We start from the raw sequence: 21,284 nt of genomic DNA on the forward strand, positions 1-21,284 counted from the left end.
CACGTGACCCTCATCAACGGCACCTCCGATGGAACAATCCGCTGGGGAATCCTCGGCACAGGATTCATCGCAGGGCTCCAGACCAAGGACTTGAAGGAGAATGGTTTCACGGTGCAAGCCGTGGGATCTCGCTCGTTGGAATCGAGTGAGTCGTTCGCTGAGGAGTACGGCGTGGCCACCGCGCACGGCAGTTATGAGGATCTGGTAGCGGACCCGTTGGTTGACGTGGTCTATGTGGCCACGCCACACCCTTTCCACCACGCGAATGCCCTGCTGGCACTCAACGCTGGAAAGCATGTCCTGGTGGAGAAGGCGTTCACCATGAACGCCCGCGAGGCGCAGGACATCGTTGACCTCGCGGAATCCAAGGGGCTCGTTGCCTTGGAGGCCATGTGGACGCGGTTCCTGCCGCACATGATCCGTCTGCGCGACATCATCGCTGCAGGCACTATCGGTGAGGTACGCAAGGTAGTGGCCAGCCACAACCAAAGCCTCCCCAAGGATCCAGCCCACCGGCTGAACGATCCCGCACTGGGCGGCGGAGCGCTCCTGGACCTGGGCATTTACCCGATCTCCTTTGCCTTCGACATCCTGGGCACGCCTGCGTCAATTAAGGCAAGTGCCTCCATGTCGGCAACGGGCGTCGACCGTCAGACCGCAGCGATCTTCGAATACGCCAGTGGTGCCCAGGCGATGGTGGACTGCGAGCTCGACGCCGCCAGCGCCAACCGTGCCATGGTCATCGGCAGCGAAGGGTGGATCGACATCGAGCACACCTGGTACAACCCGGTTCCGTTCACTGTTCATGCCGTGGATGGCACTGTCGTGGAGCGCTACGACCACCCCGTGGACAGCCGGGGCATGCAGTACCAGGCAGCAGAACTCGAACGCCTGATCCGCGCCGGCGAGACTGCCGGGACCATCTTGCCGCCAGCCGAGACCGTGGCCATCATGGCCGCCATGGACGAAATCCGGAAGCAGATCGGGCTTCGCTACGAGTCCGATTCCGTCCTGGAAGGAACAACTAATGACTGATTCACCGCGCCTCGCTGAACTCCGCCAGCAGGAAGATGAGCTGGTCTTCGCTTCGTTCGACCACCACGACGCATGGCGGCTCGGGTCGCTGATCGCCAACCATGCCATCGCTTCCGATCTTGGCGTCGCAATCGACATCCGTCGGCACAACCTCGTCCTCTTCCGCTGTGTCCTGCCCGGTACCACCGCCGACCAGGAAGAGTGGATCCGACGCAAGTCTGCTGCCGTGCTGCGGTTTGAGCACAGCACCGCGTTGTTGGGTGAACAGTTTGCCGAACGCAACCCCCTTGGCGGCGGGTGGCTGGCACCGGAGGACTACACGTTGGACGGCGGTTCTTTCCCCATCCGTGTCCGAGGCGCCGGCGTCATCGGCGCGATTACGGTGTCCGGGTTGTCTTCGGACGAGGACCACCAGATGGTGGTGGACGGAATCCGGAGCTACTTGAAGACGGTGGGGGCTTAGGAGCGGATGCTCCACAGGTTCATCGTCCCGGGTACACCACGGCCTTGAGCTGGCCGGGCTGCTTACCGGCTTTGAGTGCCGCCTCAGACTCAGCGAGGGAGAACTTGCCCGTGACCAGGATGTCTAAATCCACTTTGCCGTCCGCGAGCAGTTGGATGGCAAGGGGCCAGGTGTTGGTGTAGCGGAAGACACCGGAGAGCCAGATCTCCCGGTTCTGGATGTAGGAAACGGGCAGTTCGACCTCATCCGCGCCGAGTCCCACCAGGATCACCCGGCCCGCAGGCCCCACGGCCCTGATCCCGGAACGGACCGCCTGCGGTGCGCCCGAAGCGTCAATGAAGGCATCGACGTCGAGCCCTTCCACGCTGTCCGTCTTCGCGTTCAACGCGTGCGTCGCACCGTGTTCCAAGGCAAAAGCGAGGCGGTCCCCGGCGATGTCCGTGATGTAAATTTCGCTTGCACCGAAGGCCCGTGCGGCTTGCGCGGCGATAATGCCGATGGGACCGGCGCCGGCAATCAGGACCCGGCTGCCGGGCTTGATTTTTGCACGCTCGCACGCCCAGAGTCCTACCGAGAGAGGTTCGATCAGGGCTGCGGCCTCGTCGCTGACATTGTCCGGGATGTCGTACGCGAAGTCGCTTTGAATGGTGACGTATTCGACAAATGCCCCGTCCACGGGCGGCGTCGCGTAAAACTTCATCTCCGGGCAGAGGTTGTAGCGTCCGGCCTTGCACTGCTTGCAGGTCCGGCAAGGGCGTTGGGGCTCGACGGCGACTCTCGCACCAAGGCGGGCGGGGTCTACGGAACTTCCGACGGCGGCAATCCGCCCTGCGAGTTCGTGGCCGAGGATCAGAGGGTGGTCCACCACGTAATCGCCGATCCGGCCATGCTCGTAGTAGTGAACATCGCTTCCGCAAACTCCGACAGCGGAAACCTGCACCAAGACCTGGTCGGCTTCAAGGTGTGGAATGGGCAGCGTCTCCATTCTCATCTCCCCCTGCCGTTGCAGGATGGCGGCGCGCATGGTGGCTGGCAGTTCAGGCGGGCCGAGCAGAGGGGTTCGGGTGGTTGAGGTAGTCATGATCGGAATCCTTTGGAGTTGGTTACTTAACCGCGCCGAGCGAGAGACCTTGGACAAGCTTGTCCTGGGCGGCGAAGCCGGCGAACAGTACGGGGAGCGAAATGACGACGGCGGCGGCGCAGACCTTGGCAAGGAAGAGACCTTGGCCTGAGACGAAACCGGTCAGGAAAACAGGTGCGGTTCCGGCGACGACTCCAGTGAGTACCCGCGCCAACAGCAGTTCGTTCCAACTGAAGATGAAGCAGATCAGCGCTGTCGCCGCGATCCCGGGCATTGCTACGGGTGCAATGACTTTGCGGAGCGTGACGAGGAGGTTGGCTCCGTCGATCTGCGCTGCTTCCAGCATTTCCACTGGAACCTCGGCGAGGAAGGAGCGCATCATCCATACCGCGATGGGGAGATTCATGGAGGTGTACATCAGGATGAGGAACCAAATGTTGTCCAGAGCGCCTACGGTCCTTGCGAAGAGGTACAACGGAAGGATCGCTGCCACGACGGGCATCATCTTGGTGGACAGGAAGAAGAACATGACGTCGGTCCACTTCTTCACTGGCTTGATGGACAGCGCATAAGCGGCCGGAATGGCAAGGATGAGGACGAGGACCGTTGACAGGATGGAAGCGGTAGCGGAGTTGATCAATGATGGCCACGGGCTGACACCGGATGCTTCCCCGAAGAACTCCTTGTAGGCGTCCAGGGTGAGGTTCGCCGCGATGGAGGGCGGGTTGGTTGCGGCATCGGTTTCGGAGTGGAAGGAGGTCAGGATCATCCACAGGACCGGTGTGGCAAAAAGCAGTGCCAGCAGCCAGGCTGCGATTCCGGCGGCTGTGTTGTTGCGGGTGGGGTCCATCCGGGACTTGCCGCGACGACGGATGCCGGCTGGCGTGCTGGATTTTTCAGGCGTGATGCGGGCTGCGGCAGGACTGAGTGTGCTCATCGTGCTGCCTCCTTCTTGAATAGCGAGAAAACGGTGCGGAGGGCGAAGGTCGCCACAAGGATGGTGCCAATGACAACCACAACGCCGGCCGCGGAGGCAAGCCCGTATTCGTTGGCGAAATAGAACGTCTGGTAGATCGCGTAGGGCAGATTGGCTGTGCCGAGTCCGCCCGCGGTGAGGGTGAAGACTGCGTCGAAGTTCTGCACGATATAGATCGCGCCGAGAAGACCACCAAGCTCCAGATACTGGCGAAGATGGGGCAGGGTCAGGTGCCGGAATATGGCCCACGGCGTTGCACCGTCCATTTGGGCTGCTTCCACGGTGTCCATGGGCCGTGACTGAAGACCGGCGAGCAAGATGAGCATCATGAACGGCGTCCACTGCCACACCAGCGAGATGATGACCGCCATCAGCGGCGCTTGGGAAAGCAGGTCCAACTGCGGAGGAGTGTCGCTGCCGAACAGGGACCAGATCCAGGTCAGGACACCGTTGATCAATCCGTACGTGGGATTGAGCAGTGCGTGCTTCCAGATCAGGGCAGCGGCCACGGGCACCACAAGGAACGGAGCAATCAGCAGCGTCCTTGCCACTCCGCGTCCGATGAATTTCTTGTCCAGCAGCAGGGCCAGGCCCAGGCCGACGACCAGGCTGGCCAGGACCGCGGCCACGGTGAGGAGGATGGTGGTGAAGATTGCTTGGCGGAGGTCGGGATCGGTGAGGACCGTGACGTAGTTCTCGAAGCCGGCGAAACCCGTGGTGCTGGGGCTCAGGCTGTTCCAGTTCAGGAACGAGATGATCAGTGTCACCACGAACGGGAGCTGCGTGACGATGATGAGGAAGATCAGGGCTGGAAGCAGCGGTGCACGCCGCGCCCAGGCCAGTGCGCGTTCCCGCGGTGCTTTGTTTCGTGAAGGTGCGGCTGTGGCATGTCCCGGGCGGGAGATGCGCGCCGTTGCGGTCGTCATGATGTTCTCCTGCGGTTCGGTTATTGCTTGTTCTTGTACTTGTCGCCGACCTTTTGCGCGGCTTCCTGGCCTTTTGCCAGTGCCTCGGCCACACTCCCTTGACCGGCAATGGCAGAGCTGACGCCTTGGGAGACATTGGTGCCAAGCGCGGCAAACTCGGGGATGCCCACAAACTGGATGCCGACCGCAGGACGTTCCTGGAGGCCAGGGTTCTTAGGGTCTGCATTCTCGATGGCAAAGCGTTCGGCTTCGAAGAACGGCGCCGCGTCCTGGAACTCCGGGTTCTCGTACGTGGAGATGCGCTTACCGGAAGGCACCTTGGACCAGCCGAGCTTGGAGGCCACCAGTTCTTCGTATTCTTTTGAACTTGCCCAGGCTATGAACGCTTCCGCGGAGTCCTTCTTCTTCGACGCCGCCTGCAAGGCCCAAGACCACGTCCACAACCAGCCCGATGATGAGGTTTCCTTCACCGGGGCCTGCGCATAGCCAATCTTGCCCTTCACCGGGGAGGCCTCCGCCTCCAGTGCGCCGGCGGCCGAAGTTGCGTCGTACCACATGGCCACTTTGCTTTGCGTTAGGTTATTCAGGCATTCCGTGAAGCCTGACTGGGCTGCACCGGCCTGACCGTGCTCCCGGACCAGTTTGGCGTAGAACTCCGTGGCTTCCGTGAACTCAGGCGAGGTGACCTTGGCGTTCCAGTCTTTGTCGAACCACGTACCACCAAAGGTGTTGACCACAGTTGTCAGCGGCGCGAAGACCTGCCCCCAACCGGGCTGGCCGCGGAGGCAGATCCCCTTCATCCCGGGTTCTGCCCCGTCCACTTGGGCGGCGAGCTCTGCCACTTCGTCCCAGGTTGGCTTCTCCGGCATGGTCAGGCCCTTGGCCGCGAAAACATCCTTGCGGTACATGAGGAAGGACGATTCACCATAGAAGGGTTCCCCGTAGAGCTTGCCATCGTCCCCGGTGAGGGAGGCGGTATACGCCGGAAGGATGTCGGCCTGGTTGAACTCCGGGTCCGCGGCTACGTTGTCCAGCGGAGCCAGCCAGCCGTTGGCCGAGTAAAACGGGATCTCATAGTTGGACAATGTGGCCACATCGTACTGTCCGGCCTGGCTGGAGAACTCCTGGCTGATCTTTGCCCGGACGTCATTCTCGGGCAGCAACGTGTAGTTCACCCGAATGCCGGTCTCTCTGGTGAAGTTGTCCGCAGTAAGCCTCTGCAGGTCTTCCATCTGCGGGTTGTTGACCATCAGGACGCTGATGCTGTTCTGGTCACCAGTCCCTATTCCACCCGCTCCGGCACAGGCCGTAGCGGTCAGCGCGATGCACAGGGCGCCGGCGGCAAGGGCTGCCGCACGTGTTTTTGGGCGCATTGAGGACTCCTTCGTTCTTCATGGGGGGTGCGCAGTCTCTGCACTCCTACCACTGCGTGGAAGTACAAGACTTGGGCGGGGCATTCGACCGGATATCCGGGTCGCCTCGCTGTGTTCCTCAAGACTAGGCGTGTGGGGTGGGGCACAACTAGCGTCATTGATGACGCATACTGATACTTATTTTCCCGATTTCTCCGGAGGCCCCTATGAGTTCCGCCCCTCCTGGCAACGCTGCGGCCCGCCTGGCCCAACGACTGGTGGGGATGCGCGCCAATCGCGAGGTGATCCCGGAGGATCCGAACCATTCGGTCCGCTGGCACCAACATGACTATCCCAGTCCGGTAGCGCGCTGGAACTATCACCCTGAATACGAGATCCACCTGATCCGAAAGGGCCACGGGAAGTTCATTGTGGGCGACCACATCGGTACGTTCGAGGCCGGCCACGTGACCTTGGTAGGGTCCGGACTCCCCCACGACTGGGTCAGTGATCTCGAACCAGGGGAGAAGCTGGCCAACCGTGACGCCGTGATCCAGTTCGACGGAAAATGGTTGGATCAGGCGGCTGCCCTGGTCCCCGAACTAGCCGAAGTGCGTCCACTGCTGGAACAGGCTGCACGCGGAATCGAATTCACCGGCACCACAGCCAAAGCGGCAGCATCTTCCATCGAAGCCATGGGCACCTCCACCGGTTTGGAGCGCCTACGCCATTTGCTGGCCCTGTTCGCGACCCTTTGCCAGGCGCCGGATCACGAGCGCACCTACCTCGCCGACGAATGGTTCCGGCCGCAATTGGACGGTCAGGCCCAAGCAGTAGTGGACATCGTCCTGGAGTACGTCTTCAGCAACCACGCCGGAAGTATCTCCATGTCAGAAGCAGCAGCCATGGTGGGAATGGCCGAGCCCACTTTCTCCAAGTACTTCAAACGATCTACGGGCCAAAACTTCACGGACCTTGTCCGCAAGCTGCGGCTGGCGCACGCACGCCGCCTCCTGGAACGCACCGACAAGCCCATCTCGGACATTTGCTACGAGGTGGGATTCAACAATCTGTCCAACTTCAACCGTCGTTTCCTGTCAGACGCGGGGGTGAGCCCCAGCCAGTTCCGAAAGCGCCTACAAGGCCAGCCTCATTGACGAATAAGCACAGCCGGGATATCCACCAGCACTAACACGCACCCTCTGTATCACCGCCCCTTCAGCACATATCGCCTCTCAGGACGTCCGACGCCGTACTTGAGTCGGACGTCCAGCGCCCCCTCGTCGTGGAGGTACTCAAGGTAACGGCGGGCGCTGACGCGTGAGGTCCCCAGTTGCTCGGCAAGCTCAGCAGCGGAAAGGTCACCCGGGGCCGACTTCAGCGCGGACTCAACCAGTTCGAGGGTCTCCACGCTGCACCCTTTGGGCAGCGTCCTCTCGGAAACACCCAGGCCAAAGACCCGATTGACGTCTGACTGTTCGGCCTCCTGTTTCGAAGCATCCAGCCCTTGGTAAGCACTGAGGTAGTGCTCCAGCCGTTCCTGCAGGTCAGCTTGGGAGAACGGCTTGATGAGGTAGTGCACAATCCCGCCACGCAAGGCCTTCCGCACGGTCTCCACTTCGCGGGCCGCGCTGATCACCAGCACGTCCAGGTCGGGAGCGACGTCCCGCAGCTGGTGCATGAGGTCCAAGCCATTGATGTCGGGAAGATGGATGTCCAACAACACAAGGTCGGGCTGGAGCCTTTGCGTCTCCGCCAAGGCCTGGGCACCCGTATGCGCCACGCCCACCACCCCGAACCCTGGGGTCCGTTGAATGAATCCGGCGTGCACCTTGGCCACCATGAAGTCGTCGTCAACAATCAGTACCTTGATCACGGCTTCGCTGCCCCTTCGCTTGAATCTGGTTCGTGCTTTCCGAACCGCGCTGTGAACACGGCTCCGTTGTCGTTGGACACTGTGAGGTCCCCTCCGGAGCGCCGGCAGATTACCCGCGACAGCGCCAAGCCAAATCCCCTCGCATCACCGGGCCCCGGGTCCTTGGTGGAAAAGCCCTGACGAAAGATGTCTTCCGCGGAGCCGGAGGGCACACCCGGTCCGTTGTCCCGGACGGTAACCGTGACACCGTCCGGCGAGTTGACCACCAACACGCGGACCGAAGCCCCGGCGCGGCCAGTGACGGCGTCGAACGCGTTGTCCACCAGGTTGCCCACCACGGTGGTGAGGTCCCTGGAGAGCTCCTCGCGGACCCGCGGCAGGGCGGACTGGGGGTCAAGCTGAAGTTCCACGCCCCGTTCGGTGGCAAGACTGGCTTTGGCGATCAGGAGGGCGGCGAGCGCAGGGTCCTCGATCCGGCTGGTGACGTCGTCATTGAGCCGGGTGCGGTCCACGGTGGCGCCGTTGACGAACTGGACCACGGAGTCGTATTCGCCGATCTGGATGAGCCCGGAGATGACGTGGAGCTGGTTGGCGAACTCGTGCGCTTGAGCTCTTAGGGTGTCAGTGACGGTGCGGGTGGCGCCGAGTTCGCTCTCCAAAGAGGACAACTCGGTCCGGTCCCTCAGCGTTGTCACCGAACCGATGTCGCGGCCGCGCGAGCGCAGTGCCACGCGGTTCATGACCACCAGCCGCTCCCCCACGAGCACCAGCTGGTCGGGGTCGGACTGTTCACGGGTCAGGACGATCTTCAAGGCCGGGTCGACGTGGAGGGATCGCAGCTTCTTTCCCACACAGTCCGCGGGCAGTCCAAGGAGTTGGCGGGCACTCTGGTTGGCCACCGTGATGCGCTCATGGGGATCCAGGGCCACCACCCCTTCCTTCAGGCCCTGCAGCATCGCTTCCCTGTTTTCAACCAGTCCCGTGATCTCCCGCGGTTCCATGCCAAGGGTTTGCCGTTTGACGCGGCGTGACAACAGGAGGGATCCGGCGACGCCCAGGACGCTGGCAACACCCAGGTAGGTGAGGAGGTTGGGCACGGCATCGCCCAGGCGCTCGATGGTGGAGGGGTAGTTCCTGCTGACGGAAGCTACGCCGATCATGATTCCGGCGTCATCCAGGACGGGGACATGGGCGGAAAGTACGGCCCCTCCACCGGTCGGCAGGACGCCGGTCCACGCCCGGCCCTCCATGACCCTGCTTTCACCGAGGGGCAGCGATTGTCCTACCAGGCTGGGATCGGACGAGGCCACCACCGTACCGTCCAGCTTGGCGAGGGCCACGTGGGAAGATCCCGACACGGTGCGGACGGATTCGGCCACGGCGGGAAGGGCGGAACCGGCGCGGGGTTCGGCTGTGGGCAGCAACGCGCGCACGGTGGGGTTGTTGCCCAAAGCCTCGGCCGCGGAAAGTGCCCGGCGACCTTCGGTCCGTTCAAAAACAGCGGCCGATTGGGCGAGTGAAATGGCCACGACGGCCACAAGAACAGCCAGGACAATGAGCAACTGCAGCACAAGGTACTGCCCCGCCAGGGACATTCCTCTTCTTCGAGACAGTCGAGTCACTGCTGGGTTCCTTTGGTGGTGCCAGTGAGCGGGAGGGTGGATTGCAGCTTCCCCCGTGGCGTACCGGAACTATACCCCAGCGGTACGTAAGGCCAGATCAAACGGCCAAAAACCGTGAACGCAATGAACTTAAAGATCACTGCGAACACAAGAGTGATCGTCGTCACGTACACGCCTAGCATCAAAGGAACGGGGCATAACGCTGATCGCCCTGCACCGTATTTTCAATGATGAGAAGAGGAACACCATGCGCCAGATCCGCGCATTGCGAGTCGCCGCCGTCGCCGCCGGCATCGCCCTGATGGCCACCGGCTGCGGTGCCACAGGTAAGTCCACAGGTTCTGAAAGCTCCGGCGCTGCCGCGGGGCCCATCACCGGTCTCCAGATCATGGTCCCCAACACTCCCGGTGGCGGCTACGACACCACCGCCCGGGCAGCCGCCAAGGTACTGGACGACGAGAAGATCTCCACCAACACCGAGGTATTCAACCTTGCCGGCGCCGGCGGAACAGTTGGCTTGGCCCGCATCGTCAATGAAAAGGGCAACGGTGACCTCACCATGCTCATGGGCCTGGGCGTTGTGGGAGCCAGCTACACCAACAAGTCCGAGTCGAAGCTGACCGAGACCACCCCGTTGGCAAAGCTGATCGAAGAACCCGGCGCCATCATGGTGGGCAAGGACTCCCCGTACAAGACCATTGATGATCTGGTGAAGGCCTGGAAGGCCAACCCGGCTTCCATCTCAGTTGGCGGCGGCTCCTCGCCTGGCGGCCCGGACCACCTCCTGCCGATGCAGTTGGCGGGCGCTGTTGGCATCGACGCTACCAAGGTCAACTTTGTGTCGTACGACGGCGGTGGCGACCTTTTGCCCGCCATCCTCGGCAACAAGCTTGGTTTCGCCGCTTCCGGCGCAGGCGAGTACCTGCAGCAGATCAAGTCCGGCGAGATCCGCGTCCTTGCCACCAGTGGCGAGAACCGTTTGGAGGGCGTGGATGCTCCCACGTTGAAAGAGTCCAACATTGACTTGGTCTTCACCAACTGGCGCGGCATTGTGGCCCCTCCGGGCATCAGCGAGGACGACAAGAAATCCTTGATCGCCGCCCTCGAGAAGATGCACGAATCTGCCGGTTGGAAGGAAGCCCTGAAGACCCACAGCTGGACGGACGCTTTTGTCACTGGTGACGAGTTCCAGACCTTCCTGACGGACCAGGACAAGCGCGTTGCGGATGTCCTCACCAAGCTCGGGTTGGCGTGAGCTCCACAGCCACAGGCCTTAAAGGCCGCGCCGAGCTGGGGGTAGCCCTCCTGCTCGGCGCGGTGGGCGTCCTGGTCTTCCTGGACGCGAACGGCCTGGTGACCCCGTACTCCCAGTCGGACCCCGTGGGTCCGAAGACTGTTCCGTTCATTGTTTCCGGGCTGCTGATCATCTGCGCCATCCTCCTTGCCATCAACGTCCTCCGCGGCGGCAAGGGCGAAGCCGAAGGCGGCGAAGACGTTGACCTGGCACACCCCGCCGATTGGAAGACCGTCCTCCCGCTGGCCGGAGCTTTCATCCTGAACATCCTGCTCATCGACTGGGCCGGGTGGGTTATCTCCGGAACGGTCCTCTTCTGGGGCAGCGTGCTGGCACTTGGCAGCCGCCGCTACATCCGGGACGGCCTCATCTCCGTCGCATTGTCACTGCTGACCTTCTACGGCTTCTACCTCGGTTTGGGCATCGCCCTTCCTGCCGGGCTCCTGGAAGGAATCCTCTAATGGACGTCTGGTCCTCCTTGATGGACGGTTTCGCCACCGCCCTGACCCCCATGAACCTCTTGTTCGCCGTGATCGGCGTGCTCCTGGGTACCGCCGTCGGCGTTCTTCCCGGGCTCGGCCCGGCCATGACCGTGGCACTGCTGCTTCCGGTGACCGCAGCCTTGGAACCCACCAGCGCCTTCATCATGTTCGCCGGCATCTACTATGGCGGCATGTTCGGCGGTTCCACCACCTCCATCCTCCTGAACACACCGGGTGAATCGTCGTCAGTAGTGACGGCCATCGAAGGCAACAAAATGGCCAAGGCGGGCAGGGCCGCGCAGGCGCTTGCCACCGCGGCCATCGGTTCGTTCATCGCCGGTACCATCGGCACCGCACTGCTGGCAGTGTTCGCGCCCATTGTGGTGCAGTTCGCCGTGAGTTTGGGCGCTCCGAGCTACTTCGCCATCATGGTCCTCGCCCTGCTGGCCGTCACCGCGGTCCTGGGCTCTTCCAGGCTCCGCGGTTTCGCGTCGCTTGCCCTTGGCCTGGCCATTGGCCTGGTGGGCATCGATTCGGTGACCGGCCAACGCCGCCTGACCTTCGGCCAGCCCTTGCTGGTGGACGGCCTGGACATCGTGGTGGTGGCCGTCGCAATCTTCGCCGTGGGTGAAGCCCTCTGGGTTGCTGCCCACCTGCGCCGCACTCCTCTCCATGTCATTCCCGTTGGCCGTCCTTGGATGGGCAAGAAGGACTGGGGACGTTCCTGGAAGCCCTGGCTTCGCGGCACGGCTTTCGGATTCCCCTTCGGAGCGCTTCCGGCTGGCGGCGCGGAAATCCCCACGTTCCTCTCCTATGTCACGGAGAAGCGGCTCAGCAAGCACCCGGAAGAATTCGGCAGGGGCGCCATCGAAGGCGTGGCAGGACCCGAGGCGGCCAACAATGCTGCCGCCGCCGGAACCATGACGCCGCTGCTCGCACTCGGCCTCCCCACCAACGCAACAGCCGCCGTCATGCTCGCCGCGTTCACGTCCTACGGCATCCAGCCCGGCCCGCAGCTGTTCTCCAGCCAAGGCCCCTTGGTGTGGGCATTGATCGCCAGCCTCTTCATTGGCAACTTCCTGCTCCTGCTCATCAACCTGCCCTTGGCACCCGTCTGGGCCAAGCTTCTGCAGCTTCCCCGCCCCTACCTCTATGCAGGCATCCTGTTCTTCGCCACCTTGGGCGCCTACTCGGTCAACCTGCAGGCCTTCGATCTTGTGATCCTGCTGGTACTTGGCGCACTTGGCTTCATGATGCGGCGCTTCGGGCTTCCGGTCCTGCCGCTGATCCTGGGCGTCATCCTCGGGCCGCGCATCGAAGGGCAGCTTCGTAAGACGTTGCAGCTGAGCGCCGGCGACCCCGCAGGCCTCTTCAGCGAACCGATTGCAATCGTGGTCTACATCATCGTGGCAATCATCTTGGTGTGGCCATTCACTTCAAGCTCATCCGCCGCAACCGTCCAGTAGCTCCCGCAGGACCGTCCGGGCAGGCGACTCCCGCAGAACCGGAGACGGCAGCTCCCGCCGAGTCAACCACCCCGACCCACCAGAAACAGGAGAAACCATGACCATCGTGGTGGGATACGTCCCCACACCAGAAGGCGAAGCAGCACTGACGCAGGCCATCGCCGAGGCCAAGAAGAGCAACGACACCCTCCTGGTCATCAACTCGTCCAAGGGCGACGCCTTGGTGGACAACCGGTACGCCCAGGAACCGGACATCCAGAGCATCGAGGAGCGTCTGGCCGAACAGGGCATCCAGCACATCATCAAGCAGCCGATCCGTGGTCACGATGCCGCTGCCGAAGTCCTGGACGCCGCCGACGAAAACGACGCCGCCCTTATTGTCATCGGCCTTCGCCGCCGCAGCCCCGTAGGCAAGCTCATCATGGGCAGCGTTTCCCAACGGATCCTGCTGGAGGCGGACTGCCCGGTGCTGGCGGTCAAAGCCGACTAGGAGTTTTCGTACAGCTAATGCCCTTAAGATTCGTTCTTAGGGGCATTAGCTGTCCAAGAAACTTCCAAGGGGGCCACGTGACTGAAACCATCCGCACCGCAACAACGCACGACGCCGGGAAGCTGGCTGAGCTTGCGGCCGCCACCTTCCCGCTGGCGTGCCCGCCGGGGTCGTCACCGGCTGATATCCAAGCACACCTCGAAAAGACGCTCAGTGAGGCCAACTTCGAGGATTACCTCGCCGACGCCAACATCACCATCATGGTGCTCGACGACGACGGGCAGCTCCTGGGGTACACCATGCTCATCGCCAAGCCGGCCACCGACCCTGACGTCGCCTCTGTGCTGTCCGCCCTCCCCTCCACGGAGCTGAGCAAGTGCTACGTCCACCCCGACCACCACGGCAAGGGCGCCGCATCACAACTCATCAAAGCTTCCCTGGCTGATGCGGCGGATAAGGGCGCATCAGGGGTGTGGCTGGGTGTCAACAGCGAGAATGCCAAAGCCATCCGTTTCTACGAGAAGAGCGGGTTCCAGCGCGTCGGCACCAAGTCCTTCACACTCGGGACCGCGGTGGAACACGACTTCGTCATGGAGCACGAACTCTAGGACGCTAGCCGAACAAGTCCCCTGCCAGAGGCGGCCGGGGATCGGAACGCAGTTCGAGCCCGGCCGGTAGCCCGGTCACGGTCCCGGACGAACCAGAGGCTTGCACCGTGATCCGCGAGCGCCCCAGCAGCACGTTGTCCGCGCGGAACGACCCATAAGCGTCGGGCAGTATCGGCGCCAGGTGCAACACGTCCCGGGTGAAGTCCGGATCGAAGCGCAGCAGGATCCGGGCCAGTTGGACGGGCGCCGCGGCTGCCCACGCTTGCGGGGAACACGCCGTCGGATACGGAACCGGCTCCGCAAAGTCGCTGCGGTCAAAGCCGCAGAACAACTCAGGAAGTCGACCACCAAAGTGCTCGGCGGCGTCGAACAATCCGCTCGCAATCCGGCTGGCTTCCTTCACGAAGCCGTACCGCATGAGGCCGGTGGCGACCAGCGCGGTGTCGTGCGGCCAGACGGAGCCGTTGTGGTAGCTGACGGGGTTGTACGCGCCCATGTCCGAACCCAACGTCCGGATGCCCCACCCCGTGAACATCTCCGGCGACATCAGCCGCTCGGCCACCAGCGGCGCCTTGTCCTCGTCCACAATGCCCACCCACAGGCAGTGCCCCATGTTTGAGGTGCAGGAGTCCACGGGCTTCTTGTCTTTGTCCAGCGCCAGCGCAAAGTAGCCGCGGTCCGGTAGCCAGAAGGCCTCGTTGAAGGCGGCTTTCAGCGCTTCGGCGCGGTCCGCGCACCGGCGTTCGACGGCGGTATCGCCCGCCGCCCGTGCCAACAGCGACCGCCCCACATAGGCCGCGTAGGCGTAGGCCTGCACTTCGCAGAGCGCGATGGGCGTCTCCGCCATGCGGCCGTCCGCAAAGTTGATGCCGTCCCAGGAGTCCTTCCAGCCCTGGTTCACCAGCCCGTGCTCGTTGGGCCGCTGGTATTCGATGAAGCCGTCGCCGTCGCGGTCCCCGTACTGCTCCATCCATTCGATGGCACGGTCGGCGTGCGGGAGGAGGGATTCGATGATGTCCGCCCCAAGGCCCCACCTGCTGAGCTCACCGAGCGTCGAGACGAACAGGGGTGTCGCGTCCGCCGTTCCGTAGTAGGCTGTTCCGCCCAGCGAGAGTCCGGCAGTGACACCGAGCCTGACCTCATGAGGGATGCGTCCGGGTTCCTCCTCGGAGTCCACATCCACTGTGCTGCCTTGGAGCCCTGCCAGGGTCTGCAAGGTTCCCGCTGCAAGGTTGGGATCCACCATGAGCGACATATAAGAGGCCAGGAGCGAGTCGCGTCCGAACAACGCCATAAACCACGGTGCTCCGGCGGCCACGGCGGCGCGTCCTGGATGGGCGGGGTCGAAGATCCGCAGCGAGCCCAGATCGCGTTGGCTACGCTCCAGGACTTCCTCCACGTTGGCATCAGTCACAGCGATCCGGGGTACGTGCTCTTCCCAGGCAGCGTGGCGCCGGACGCTGGGGGTGTGGTGCAAAGGTGTGGTCTCGGTAAAGGGGTCGTGGGGCCCCTCCCCATTGACCAGGGGGAGCGCGATGATGCTGGTGCTCCATTGGCTGCGGGCCGGGATGGTGATCTGGAACGTCAATCCTTCATCGGAGACCTTGGCGCCGGAGGCCCGGAAAGCCACTCCCCGGCGTTGGCCGCTGGAGTGGAGGGAATCGATGTGAAGTTCCTTCTTGTGAGCCTTCTTGGTGGGTGCTCCGGCTTTGTTGGTCCGGCCGCCCTTGACGTCAAAGAGGTCCGCCAGGTCGGCGTCGAGCAGCAGTTCAATTCCGCAGGGGGCGTCCTGTCCCGAGTAGTTCCTGATAGTGATGTCATCCCGCAGGCCGGCACCCACATGCCGTTGATGGTGGACTACCAAGGGGCTGTCGAACCTGCCGTCGGCCGAGCACGCCCGACCCACGTACTCCGCCTGGAAAGCAGTGGGATTCCGCGCCACCAGCGGTTCCCTCAGCGCCCCGTTGACCCGCAGGATCCAGCGAGACACGATCCTGGTGTCCTGGTAGTAGGCACCCTGGGATCCGCCTCCATGGATGTCACCCGAGTGCGAGGAAATACAGAAGGACGAACCTTCAACGACGGTGACGGCGCCGAGCTCTGACGCTCCGGCTTCAGTGTCTTCGTTCCAAGCAGTCATGGCCAACAGGCCTCCTCGGGAGTCTTCCGTGAGGGCAGTCCCTACAGGGCTTGCCTCTGATTTTCTTGCAATAGACTCCCTCCGGAAAGAGGTCCAGCCGAAAATTGTTCGATGACTTTGGCGTAAAGGTCCAGGTGGTCCGCAGCCATTCGCGCTGAACTGAAGGACTCCTCCACTGATCGTCGGCAGGCATCCCGGCTGAGGAACGGAACCCGTTCAACGCAGGCCGCCAACTCACTGGGGGAACCCACAAAGCCCGTGATCCCGTGCCGGACAATCTCCGGGGCGGCACCCATTGGGGTGGCCAGGACAGGGGTACCCGTGGCGAGTGCTTCGATCATCACCAACCCAAAAGGTTCATGCCACTGGATGGGGTTGATCAGGGCGAGAGCATCACCCATCAGCTCGAATTTTTCCGGGTCCGACAGTTCTCCCAGGAACTCCTCCTGATTTCCCAGGGCCGGCCGCACCACGTCACGAAAATACTCTTGCTCGTCCTTGGCATGCATCTTTGCCGCGATCTTCAGGGGGACGCCGGCTTCCCGGGCAACGGCCACGGCTTCCAGGAGTCCTTTGTCCGGGCACATGCGGCCTACAAAACAGGCATACCCTCCGGCTCCACGCCCTATGCTCACCGCCGACAGATCGATTCCGTGGTGGATCACGGCTGTGACCGGTACATCCCGGGTCCTGCTGCATTGATCGTGGGAGATCGCGATGATGGCGGTATCTTGTGCCATGGCACGGTAAAGGGGCGAGTAGATGGGCGACAACGGCCCGTGGATGGTGGTGACTACGGGGATGCCAGCTGGCCGATGCGCGTAGAGGGGTCCAGCAAGAGTGTGATCGTGGATGACGTCCATGTCCTGCATCTGTGCATAGGCCCTGATGACGTGCCCAAGTTCGCTGGCGGTCTGTCCCAGTTCCTCCGGGGCTGAGGGGCCAAAGCCGGGTATTTGGGGCACCGGGCAGGTGCTGTCCGAGGCGGTTGCCAGCAGGACATCGTGTCCCGCGTCCGCCAACGCCCGCGCCAGGGCATCGACTACACGCTCTGTTCCACCATATTTTTCCGGTGGCACTGTAAACCACGGGCCAACGATGAGTCCGATGCGCATGCTGGAGCCTCCGCGCAAAACCCCCAGTCCAAGGGCTGGCTTCATAACCCATTCCAAGAGTATGGGGCCTGGGACCGGACGGCAACGGGTGAGCAAAATAACAGCCGTGTGAGGAATGCCCCGCCGGCCCGACGGGTTGTCCAGAGCATGAAGATTGAGATCTGGTCAGACGTCGCGTGCCCGTGGTGCTACATCGGCAAGCGCCGTTTCGAGACCGCGCTGGCACAGTTCCCGCACCGCGATTCGGTGGACATCGAGTGGAAGAGCTACCAGCTGGACCCCTCCGTACCCGAGCACTACGACGGCACCGAATTGGACTACCTGAGCAAGCGCAAGGGTATGGCTCCTGAGCAGGTAAAGCAGATGTTCGCCCACGTCACCGAGACTGCCAAGGGCGAAGGCTTGGACTATCACTTCGACAAGGTGGTGGTGGCCAACAGCTTCACCGCCCACCGCCTGATCCACCTTGCCGCCTCCCATGGCCGCCAGGACGCAGCCAAGGAGCAGTTGCTCAGCGACCACTTTGAGCACGGCAAGGACATCGGCAACCAGGAGTACCTCACGGAACTCGGCGCGACGCTCGGGCTGCCGTCCGATGAAGTGGCAGAGCTCTTCACTTCCGACAAGTTTGCCGAAGAGGTCAACCAGGACATCAATGAGGCCCGCGCCATAGGCGTCACCGGCGTCCCGTTCTTCGTCATCGACCGCAAGTACGGCATCTCCGGCGCCCAGCCCGCCGAACTTTTCAGCGAGGCACTGAACCAGGCCTGGCAGGAAGCCAATCCCCTGATCCCGGTGGGCGCCTCGGACGCCGAGGCCTGCGGGCCCGACGGCTGCGCGATCTAGCCAGCCAACCGCCGTCGTACCTTAACCCAAGTAGGTAACAGCAAACGTCGCTATGAGTGCTCATTGCGACGTTTGCTGTTACTCAGTTGGGTCAGCGGCTAGCCTTTCACCACGTCAAGCTCGACGACGGCCCAGGACAGTGCGGGCAGCGTCAGGCGGAGTTCGGAACCAGTCGCCTTCACGCCCTCCAGTGCCGTCAGGCCAACACGGCCCGGCTGCTCCTGGCTGTTGATGGTGAAGCGGTCGCCACCCTCCGGGATCTCCAGAACCTCGGCGCGGAGCACCTGGCGGGCGTCAAAACCGCGCAGGGCGACCTCGACGTCGGCCGCTTCTTCCAGGCCGCGGTTCGCGAAGAACAGGGCAACCCTGCCTGTTTCCTCGTTCCATGTAGCGCTGACATCCACCAGGTCCGTGTCGCCAAACCGCGCATTCGAGTACTTATCCGAGTCCACCGAGAGCCGCAGAATCTGGCCCTTGGCGAGCTCGGCCATGCGGGCGAACGGGTGGAAGATGGTCTGCTTCCACGCTGGCCCGTTCTCTTCCGAAAGGATCGGCGCGATCACGTTGACCAACTGCGCCTGATTGGCGATTTTCACGCGGTCACCGTGGCGGAGGAGCGAGTTGAGCAGCGTGCCCACCACCACTGCGTCGGTCACGTTGTATTTGTCCTCGATCACCCGGGGGTGCTCACGCCAGCCTGCCTTGGCCACGTTGTGCGGCTGGTCCTCGGTGTCCAGTCCGCGCTGGTACCAAACGTTCCACTCATCGAAGGACAGATTGATGTGCTTCTTGTGCTTGCCCTTGGCACGCACAGCGTCCGCGGTGGCCACCACTGACTCAATGAAGTAGTCAGTATCGACGGCGGAGGCCAGGAAGCTGCCCACGTCACCTTCATGTTCCTGGTAGTAGGCGTGGAGGGAAACGTAATCCACTTCGTCATAGGTGTGGGTCAGGACCGTCTGCTCCCACGCGCCGAAGGTGGGCATGCTGGAACTGGAACTGCCGCAGGCCACCAACTCAAGCGAGGGATCCACGAACCGCATGGCTTTGGCGGCTTCCTGTGCCAGCCGGCCATACTCGTCGGCGGTCTTGTGGCCAATCTGCCAAGGCCCGTCCAACTCGTTGCCGAGGCACCAGAGCTTGATGTTGAACGGGTCCTTGTGGCCGTTCTTGGCGCGGAGGTCGGACAGGTACGTGCCGCCGGGGTGGTTGGCGTACTCCACAATCTCGCGGGCTGCGTCCACTCCCCTGGTGCCCAAGTTGATGGCTTCCATGATTTCCGTGCCGGCCTGCTTGGACCAGTCCACAAATTCGTGCAGGCCAAACGCGTTGGTCTCTACGGTGTGCCAGGCACCGTCAAGCCTGCGCGGCCTGTTTTCGCGGGGGCCGATGCCGTCTTCCCAGTTGTAGCCCGAAACGAAGTTGCCGCCGGGGTACCGGATGACGGTGGCACCCAGTTCCTTGACGAGTTTCATGACGTCCTGGCGGAAGCCGTTCTCGTCCGCCTCGGGGTGTCCGGGCTCGTAGATGCCGGTGTAGACACAGCGGCCCATGTGCTCCACGAAGGAGCCGAAGAGCCGTCGGGGTACCTCGCCAATGGTGAAGTCGCGATCGAGGGTGATGCGTGCGCGGGACATGTATCTCCTTGGTTGTGTTTCAGGTCTGGTAGTAAGCGGTAGGTGCCGGTCAGGTTCCGGCGAGTCCCGTCGTCGCAACGCCTTTGATGATTTGGCGCTGGAAGAAGAGGAAGACCACAATCAGCGGCAGCGCGGCCAGCAGCGCGGACGCCATGTTCTGCGCGTACTGGATGCCGTAGGCGCTCTTGATGGTCTGCAGGCCCACGGGGAGGGTCAGCAGGTTGCCGTCGTTGGTGGCGATGAACGGCCACAGGAAGTTGTTCCACGCGCCGATGAACACGAAGATCGCGACGGCGGCCAGGATGGGCCGGGACAACGGCAGGATGATTTGTGTAAAGATCCGCAAGCGGCTGGCGCCATCCATCACAGCCGCTTCCTCGAGCTCGCGCGGGATCTGGTCGAAGAACTTCTTCAGCACGAACACCATGGCGGGGTGGATGACCTGCGGCAGGATGATGGCCCACGAGGTATCGATCAGGTTCAGCGCCAGCATCTGGTAGAACAACGGGATGATCAGCACGGGTGGCGGAATGATGATGGACGCGATGATCACGGTCATCAGCACCTTTTTGCCCTTGAAGTCGATCCTCGAGAGCGCGTAGGCCACCAGTGCCGAGATGACCAGGGTGATGGCCGTGATGGCAGCCGAGGTGTAGAGCGAATTCCAGGTCCAGAGCGGGATGTTGCCGTCCTGGAACACCTTGACGAACGCTTCAGGAGTGAATCCCGACGGCGGCAGCCAGGTGACGTCCGGAGCGGCGGCATCCGTCTCGGTCTTGAAAGCGGTCGCCGTGGCCCATGCGAACGGGATCAGCCACAGAACGGCAATAATAGCGGCGACCACGACGGCCGCGATCCTGCCCACCGTCAGCTTCTTGCGGGGTTGGCGGATCTCCGGGCTGTTTGTGGTGGTGCTGGGTGCGGGACGTGTCAGGGTAGGGGTTGCCATTGCTTATGCACTCCTGCGGCGGGTGATGACGAACTGCATGACGGAAACAACCACGATCAGTCCGAAGAAGATGTAGGAGATGGCTGCAGAGTAGCCCAGCCGGTAGCCGGTGAACCCGGTTTCAAAGATGTACTGCACCACGGGGCGGGTGGACCCTGCCGGGCCGCCTGCGGTCATTTGGTAGACCTGATCGAAGATCTTCAGTGACGCCAGGATCTGGAGGAGCACAATCATCACGGTGGTGGGGGTGAGCTGCGGCAGCGTGATGGAGAAGAACTGGCGCCAGGCTCCGGCGCCGTCCAAGGAAGCTGCCTCGTAGTGCTGGGCCGGGATGTTTTGCATGGCGGCCAGGTAGAGCAGGAAGTTGAAGCCCACGGTCCACCAGAGGGTGGCGATGACAATTGCCCACATGGCCACGTTGGGGTCGTTGAGCCAGGCAACCCGAGGGAGGCCGATGCCGGTGAGGAACTCGTTGATCAGGCCAAGCTGCGGGTTGTACATCCAGGTGAAGAACAGCGAAACCACAGTGGAAGCCAGCAGGTAGGGCGCAAAGTAGGAGAGCCGCCACAGCCATTGGGCCGGGAGTCCCACGTTGAGCAGGGCTGCCATGACCAGGGCTACGAGGACCAGGGGCACGGTGCTGATCACCGTGAAGTAGAGGGTGTTGCCCAAGGACCGCCACATGTCTGCGTCGGCCAAGGCCTCGGCGTAGTTGGCGAAACCGATCAGGCTGTCGTTGGCCCCGGTGAGTGACTTGCCCGTGAGGCTCATGTAGAAGCCGTAGAGGATGGGCCAGACGAGGAAAACGAGGAAGAACACCAGGAACGGGGCGGCAAATCCCCAGCCGCTCAGGTTGCTGCGGGTGCGGCTCCCGGGTTTGCGCAGACTCTCCGGCCTCGGCCGGGACAGCGTAGAGGTACTCATTC

The 21,284-nt window shown here is 62.8% G+C and carries 19 protein-coding genes and 1 pseudogene; 9 read left to right on the plus strand and 11 right to left on the minus strand.

What is annotated here, in order from left to right; genetic code table 11:
- Nucleotides 1–3: 3 nt before the first annotated feature.
- Nucleotides 4–1,035, plus strand: coding sequence for a Gfo/Idh/MocA family protein (locus WBN73_RS13100; protein WP_337340463.1), 1,032 nt, complete (start codon nt 4–6; stop codon nt 1,033–1,035).
- Complete coding sequence (locus WBN73_RS13105) at nt 1,028–1,498, plus strand: heme-degrading domain-containing protein (RefSeq protein WP_280626614.1); 471 nt, start codon at nt 1,028–1,030, stop codon at nt 1,496–1,498. The genes WBN73_RS13100 and WBN73_RS13105 overlap by 8 nt, the downstream gene beginning before the upstream one ends.
- 19 nt (nt 1,499–1,517) lie before the next feature.
- On the opposite strand, the gene WBN73_RS13110 is transcribed toward WBN73_RS13105, so the two are convergent.
- The 4 genes from WBN73_RS13110 to WBN73_RS13125 are packed head-to-tail and all read right to left on the minus strand — an operon-like array spanning nt 1,518 to nt 5,854.
- A complete protein-coding gene (locus WBN73_RS13110; RefSeq protein ID WP_337340464.1) occupies nt 1,518–2,579 on the minus strand; it encodes an NAD(P)-dependent alcohol dehydrogenase in 1,062 nt (353 codons plus the stop codon).
- A 22-nt stretch (nt 2,580–2,601) separates the two neighbouring features.
- On the minus strand, nt 2,602–3,516 hold the full coding sequence (locus WBN73_RS13115) for a carbohydrate ABC transporter permease (protein WP_337340465.1): 915 nt from the start codon (nt 3,514–3,516) through the stop codon (nt 2,602–2,604).
- On the minus strand, nt 3,513–4,481 hold the full coding sequence (locus WBN73_RS13120; RefSeq protein WP_337340466.1) for a carbohydrate ABC transporter permease: 969 nt from the start codon (nt 4,479–4,481) through the stop codon (nt 3,513–3,515). Before WBN73_RS13120 ends, WBN73_RS13115 begins: the two co-directional genes overlap by 4 nt.
- 20 nt (nt 4,482–4,501) lie before the next feature.
- On the minus strand, nt 4,502–5,854 hold the full coding sequence (locus WBN73_RS13125) for an ABC transporter substrate-binding protein (RefSeq protein ID WP_337340467.1): 1,353 nt from the start codon (nt 5,852–5,854) through the stop codon (nt 4,502–4,504).
- A 206-nt stretch (nt 5,855–6,060) separates the two neighbouring features.
- Between WBN73_RS13125 and WBN73_RS13130 the strand changes: the two genes are divergently transcribed.
- On the plus strand, nt 6,061–6,990 hold the full coding sequence (locus WBN73_RS13130) for an AraC family transcriptional regulator (RefSeq protein ID WP_337340468.1): 930 nt from the start codon (nt 6,061–6,063) through the stop codon (nt 6,988–6,990).
- Nucleotides 6,991–7,040: 50 nt separating this feature from the next.
- Here the strand turns inward: WBN73_RS13130 and WBN73_RS13135 are convergent, their stop codons facing one another.
- Together WBN73_RS13135 and WBN73_RS13140 are read right to left on the minus strand one after the other, a co-directional pair.
- Nucleotides 7,041–7,709, minus strand: a complete 669-nt coding sequence (locus tag WBN73_RS13135; protein ID WP_207596212.1) for a response regulator — start codon at nt 7,707–7,709, stop codon at nt 7,041–7,043.
- Complete coding sequence (locus WBN73_RS13140) at nt 7,706–9,304, minus strand: sensor histidine kinase (protein ID WP_337340515.1); 1,599 nt, start codon at nt 9,302–9,304, stop codon at nt 7,706–7,708. Before WBN73_RS13140 ends, WBN73_RS13135 begins: the two co-directional genes overlap by 4 nt.
- A gap of 274 nt (nt 9,305–9,578) precedes the next feature.
- On the opposite strand from WBN73_RS13140, the gene WBN73_RS13145 reads away from it, so the two are divergent.
- From WBN73_RS13145 to WBN73_RS13165, 5 genes and pseudogenes are all read left to right on the plus strand, one after another.
- A complete protein-coding gene (locus WBN73_RS13145) occupies nt 9,579–10,586 on the plus strand; it encodes a Bug family tripartite tricarboxylate transporter substrate binding protein (protein ID WP_089593660.1) in 1,008 nt (335 codons plus the stop codon).
- Nucleotides 10,583–11,086 carry a tripartite tricarboxylate transporter TctB family protein gene (locus WBN73_RS13150; protein WP_207596211.1) on the plus strand — a complete coding sequence of 168 codons (504 nt, stop codon included), beginning with the start codon at nt 10,583–10,585 and terminating at the stop codon, nt 11,084–11,086. The genes WBN73_RS13145 and WBN73_RS13150 overlap by 4 nt, the downstream gene beginning before the upstream one ends.
- Nucleotides 11,086–12,674: pseudogene (locus tag WBN73_RS13155) on the plus strand (tripartite tricarboxylate transporter permease). Before WBN73_RS13150 ends, WBN73_RS13155 begins: the two are co-directional and overlap by 1 nt.
- Complete coding sequence (locus WBN73_RS13160; protein WP_207596209.1) at nt 12,671–13,063, plus strand: universal stress protein; 393 nt, start codon at nt 12,671–12,673, stop codon at nt 13,061–13,063. Before WBN73_RS13155 ends, WBN73_RS13160 begins: the two are co-directional and overlap by 4 nt.
- A 77-nt stretch (nt 13,064–13,140) precedes the next feature.
- Nucleotides 13,141–13,671, plus strand: coding sequence for a GNAT family N-acetyltransferase (locus tag WBN73_RS13165; RefSeq protein WP_207596208.1), 531 nt, complete (start codon nt 13,141–13,143; stop codon nt 13,669–13,671).
- A gap of 4 nt (nt 13,672–13,675) precedes the next feature.
- Here WBN73_RS13165 and WBN73_RS13170 read toward each other — a convergent pair whose 3' ends face one another.
- Both WBN73_RS13170 and WBN73_RS13175 read right to left on the minus strand, forming a co-directional pair.
- Nucleotides 13,676–15,811 (minus strand): glycogen debranching N-terminal domain-containing protein, encoded by a 2,136-nt coding sequence (locus WBN73_RS13170; protein WP_280626576.1) that lies wholly within the window; start codon nt 15,809–15,811, stop codon nt 13,676–13,678.
- 41 nt (nt 15,812–15,852) lie between these two features.
- Nucleotides 15,853–16,926 carry a glycosyltransferase family 4 protein gene (locus WBN73_RS13175; RefSeq protein ID WP_337340469.1) on the minus strand — a complete coding sequence of 358 codons (1,074 nt, stop codon included), beginning with the start codon at nt 16,924–16,926 and terminating at the stop codon, nt 15,853–15,855.
- Between the two features lie 147 nt (nt 16,927–17,073).
- On the opposite strand from WBN73_RS13175, the gene WBN73_RS13180 reads away from it, so the two are divergent.
- Nucleotides 17,074–17,772, plus strand: coding sequence for a DsbA family oxidoreductase (locus WBN73_RS13180; RefSeq protein ID WP_207596205.1), 699 nt, complete (start codon nt 17,074–17,076; stop codon nt 17,770–17,772).
- 98 nt (nt 17,773–17,870) lie between these two features.
- On the opposite strand, the gene arfA is transcribed toward WBN73_RS13180, so the two are convergent.
- From arfA to WBN73_RS13195, 3 genes are read right to left on the minus strand one after another with little or no spacing between them, the layout of a single operon-like run.
- On the minus strand, nt 17,871–19,409 hold the full coding sequence (gene arfA / locus WBN73_RS13185) for an arabinosylfuranosidase ArfA (RefSeq protein ID WP_337340470.1): 1,539 nt from the start codon (nt 19,407–19,409) through the stop codon (nt 17,871–17,873).
- A gap of 49 nt (nt 19,410–19,458) precedes the next feature.
- Nucleotides 19,459–20,358 carry a carbohydrate ABC transporter permease gene (locus tag WBN73_RS13190; RefSeq protein ID WP_207596203.1) on the minus strand — a complete coding sequence of 300 codons (900 nt, stop codon included), beginning with the start codon at nt 20,356–20,358 and terminating at the stop codon, nt 19,459–19,461.
- Between the two features lie 3 nt (nt 20,359–20,361).
- On the minus strand, nt 20,362–21,282 hold the full coding sequence (locus tag WBN73_RS13195; protein ID WP_089593642.1) for a carbohydrate ABC transporter permease: 921 nt from the start codon (nt 21,280–21,282) through the stop codon (nt 20,362–20,364).
- Nucleotides 21,283–21,284: the final 2 nt, after the last annotated feature.

This window comes from Paenarthrobacter sp. CCNWLY172 (genome assembly GCF_037402035.1).
In the GTDB taxonomy this organism is placed as follows: Bacteria; Actinomycetota; Actinomycetes; order Actinomycetales; family Micrococcaceae; genus Arthrobacter.

What these genes read in the sequence shown, in the direction of transcription:
- WBN73_RS13170 (WP_280626576.1), bottom strand. Translation starts at nt 15,811, where the DNA reads ATGACTGCTTGGAACGAAGACACTGAAGCCGGAGCGTCAGAGCTCGGC.
- WBN73_RS13190 (WP_207596203.1), bottom strand. Translation starts at nt 20,358, where the DNA reads ATGGCAACCCCTACCCTGACACGTCCCGCACCCAGCACCACCACAAAC.
- WBN73_RS13125 (WP_337340467.1), bottom strand. Translation starts at nt 5,854, where the DNA reads ATGCGCCCAAAAACACGTGCGGCAGCCCTTGCCGCCGGCGCCCTGTGC.
- WBN73_RS13105 (WP_280626614.1), top strand. Translation starts at nt 1,028, where the DNA reads ATGACTGATTCACCGCGCCTCGCTGAACTCCGCCAGCAGGAAGATGAG.
- arfA (WP_337340470.1), bottom strand. Translation starts at nt 19,409, where the DNA reads ATGTCCCGCGCACGCATCACCCTCGATCGCGACTTCACCATTGGCGAG.
- WBN73_RS13115 (WP_337340465.1), bottom strand. Translation starts at nt 3,516, where the DNA reads ATGAGCACACTCAGTCCTGCCGCAGCCCGCATCACGCCTGAAAAATCC.
- WBN73_RS13140 (WP_337340515.1), bottom strand. Translation starts at nt 9,304, where the DNA reads ATGTCCCTGGCGGGGCAGTACCTTGTGCTGCAGTTGCTCATTGTCCTG.
- WBN73_RS13130 (WP_337340468.1), top strand. Translation starts at nt 6,061, where the DNA reads ATGAGTTCCGCCCCTCCTGGCAACGCTGCGGCCCGCCTGGCCCAACGA.
- WBN73_RS13160 (WP_207596209.1), top strand. Translation starts at nt 12,671, where the DNA reads ATGACCATCGTGGTGGGATACGTCCCCACACCAGAAGGCGAAGCAGCA.
- WBN73_RS13110 (WP_337340464.1), bottom strand. Translation starts at nt 2,579, where the DNA reads ATGACTACCTCAACCACCCGAACCCCTCTGCTCGGCCCGCCTGAACTG.
- WBN73_RS13175 (WP_337340469.1), bottom strand. Translation starts at nt 16,926, where the DNA reads ATGCGCATCGGACTCATCGTTGGCCCGTGGTTTACAGTGCCACCGGAA.
- WBN73_RS13195 (WP_089593642.1), bottom strand. Translation starts at nt 21,282, where the DNA reads ATGAGTACCTCTACGCTGTCCCGGCCGAGGCCGGAGAGTCTGCGCAAA.
- WBN73_RS13145 (WP_089593660.1), top strand. Translation starts at nt 9,579, where the DNA reads ATGCGCCAGATCCGCGCATTGCGAGTCGCCGCCGTCGCCGCCGGCATC.
- WBN73_RS13180 (WP_207596205.1), top strand. Translation starts at nt 17,074, where the DNA reads ATGAAGATTGAGATCTGGTCAGACGTCGCGTGCCCGTGGTGCTACATC.
- WBN73_RS13120 (WP_337340466.1), bottom strand. Translation starts at nt 4,481, where the DNA reads ATGACGACCGCAACGGCGCGCATCTCCCGCCCGGGACATGCCACAGCC.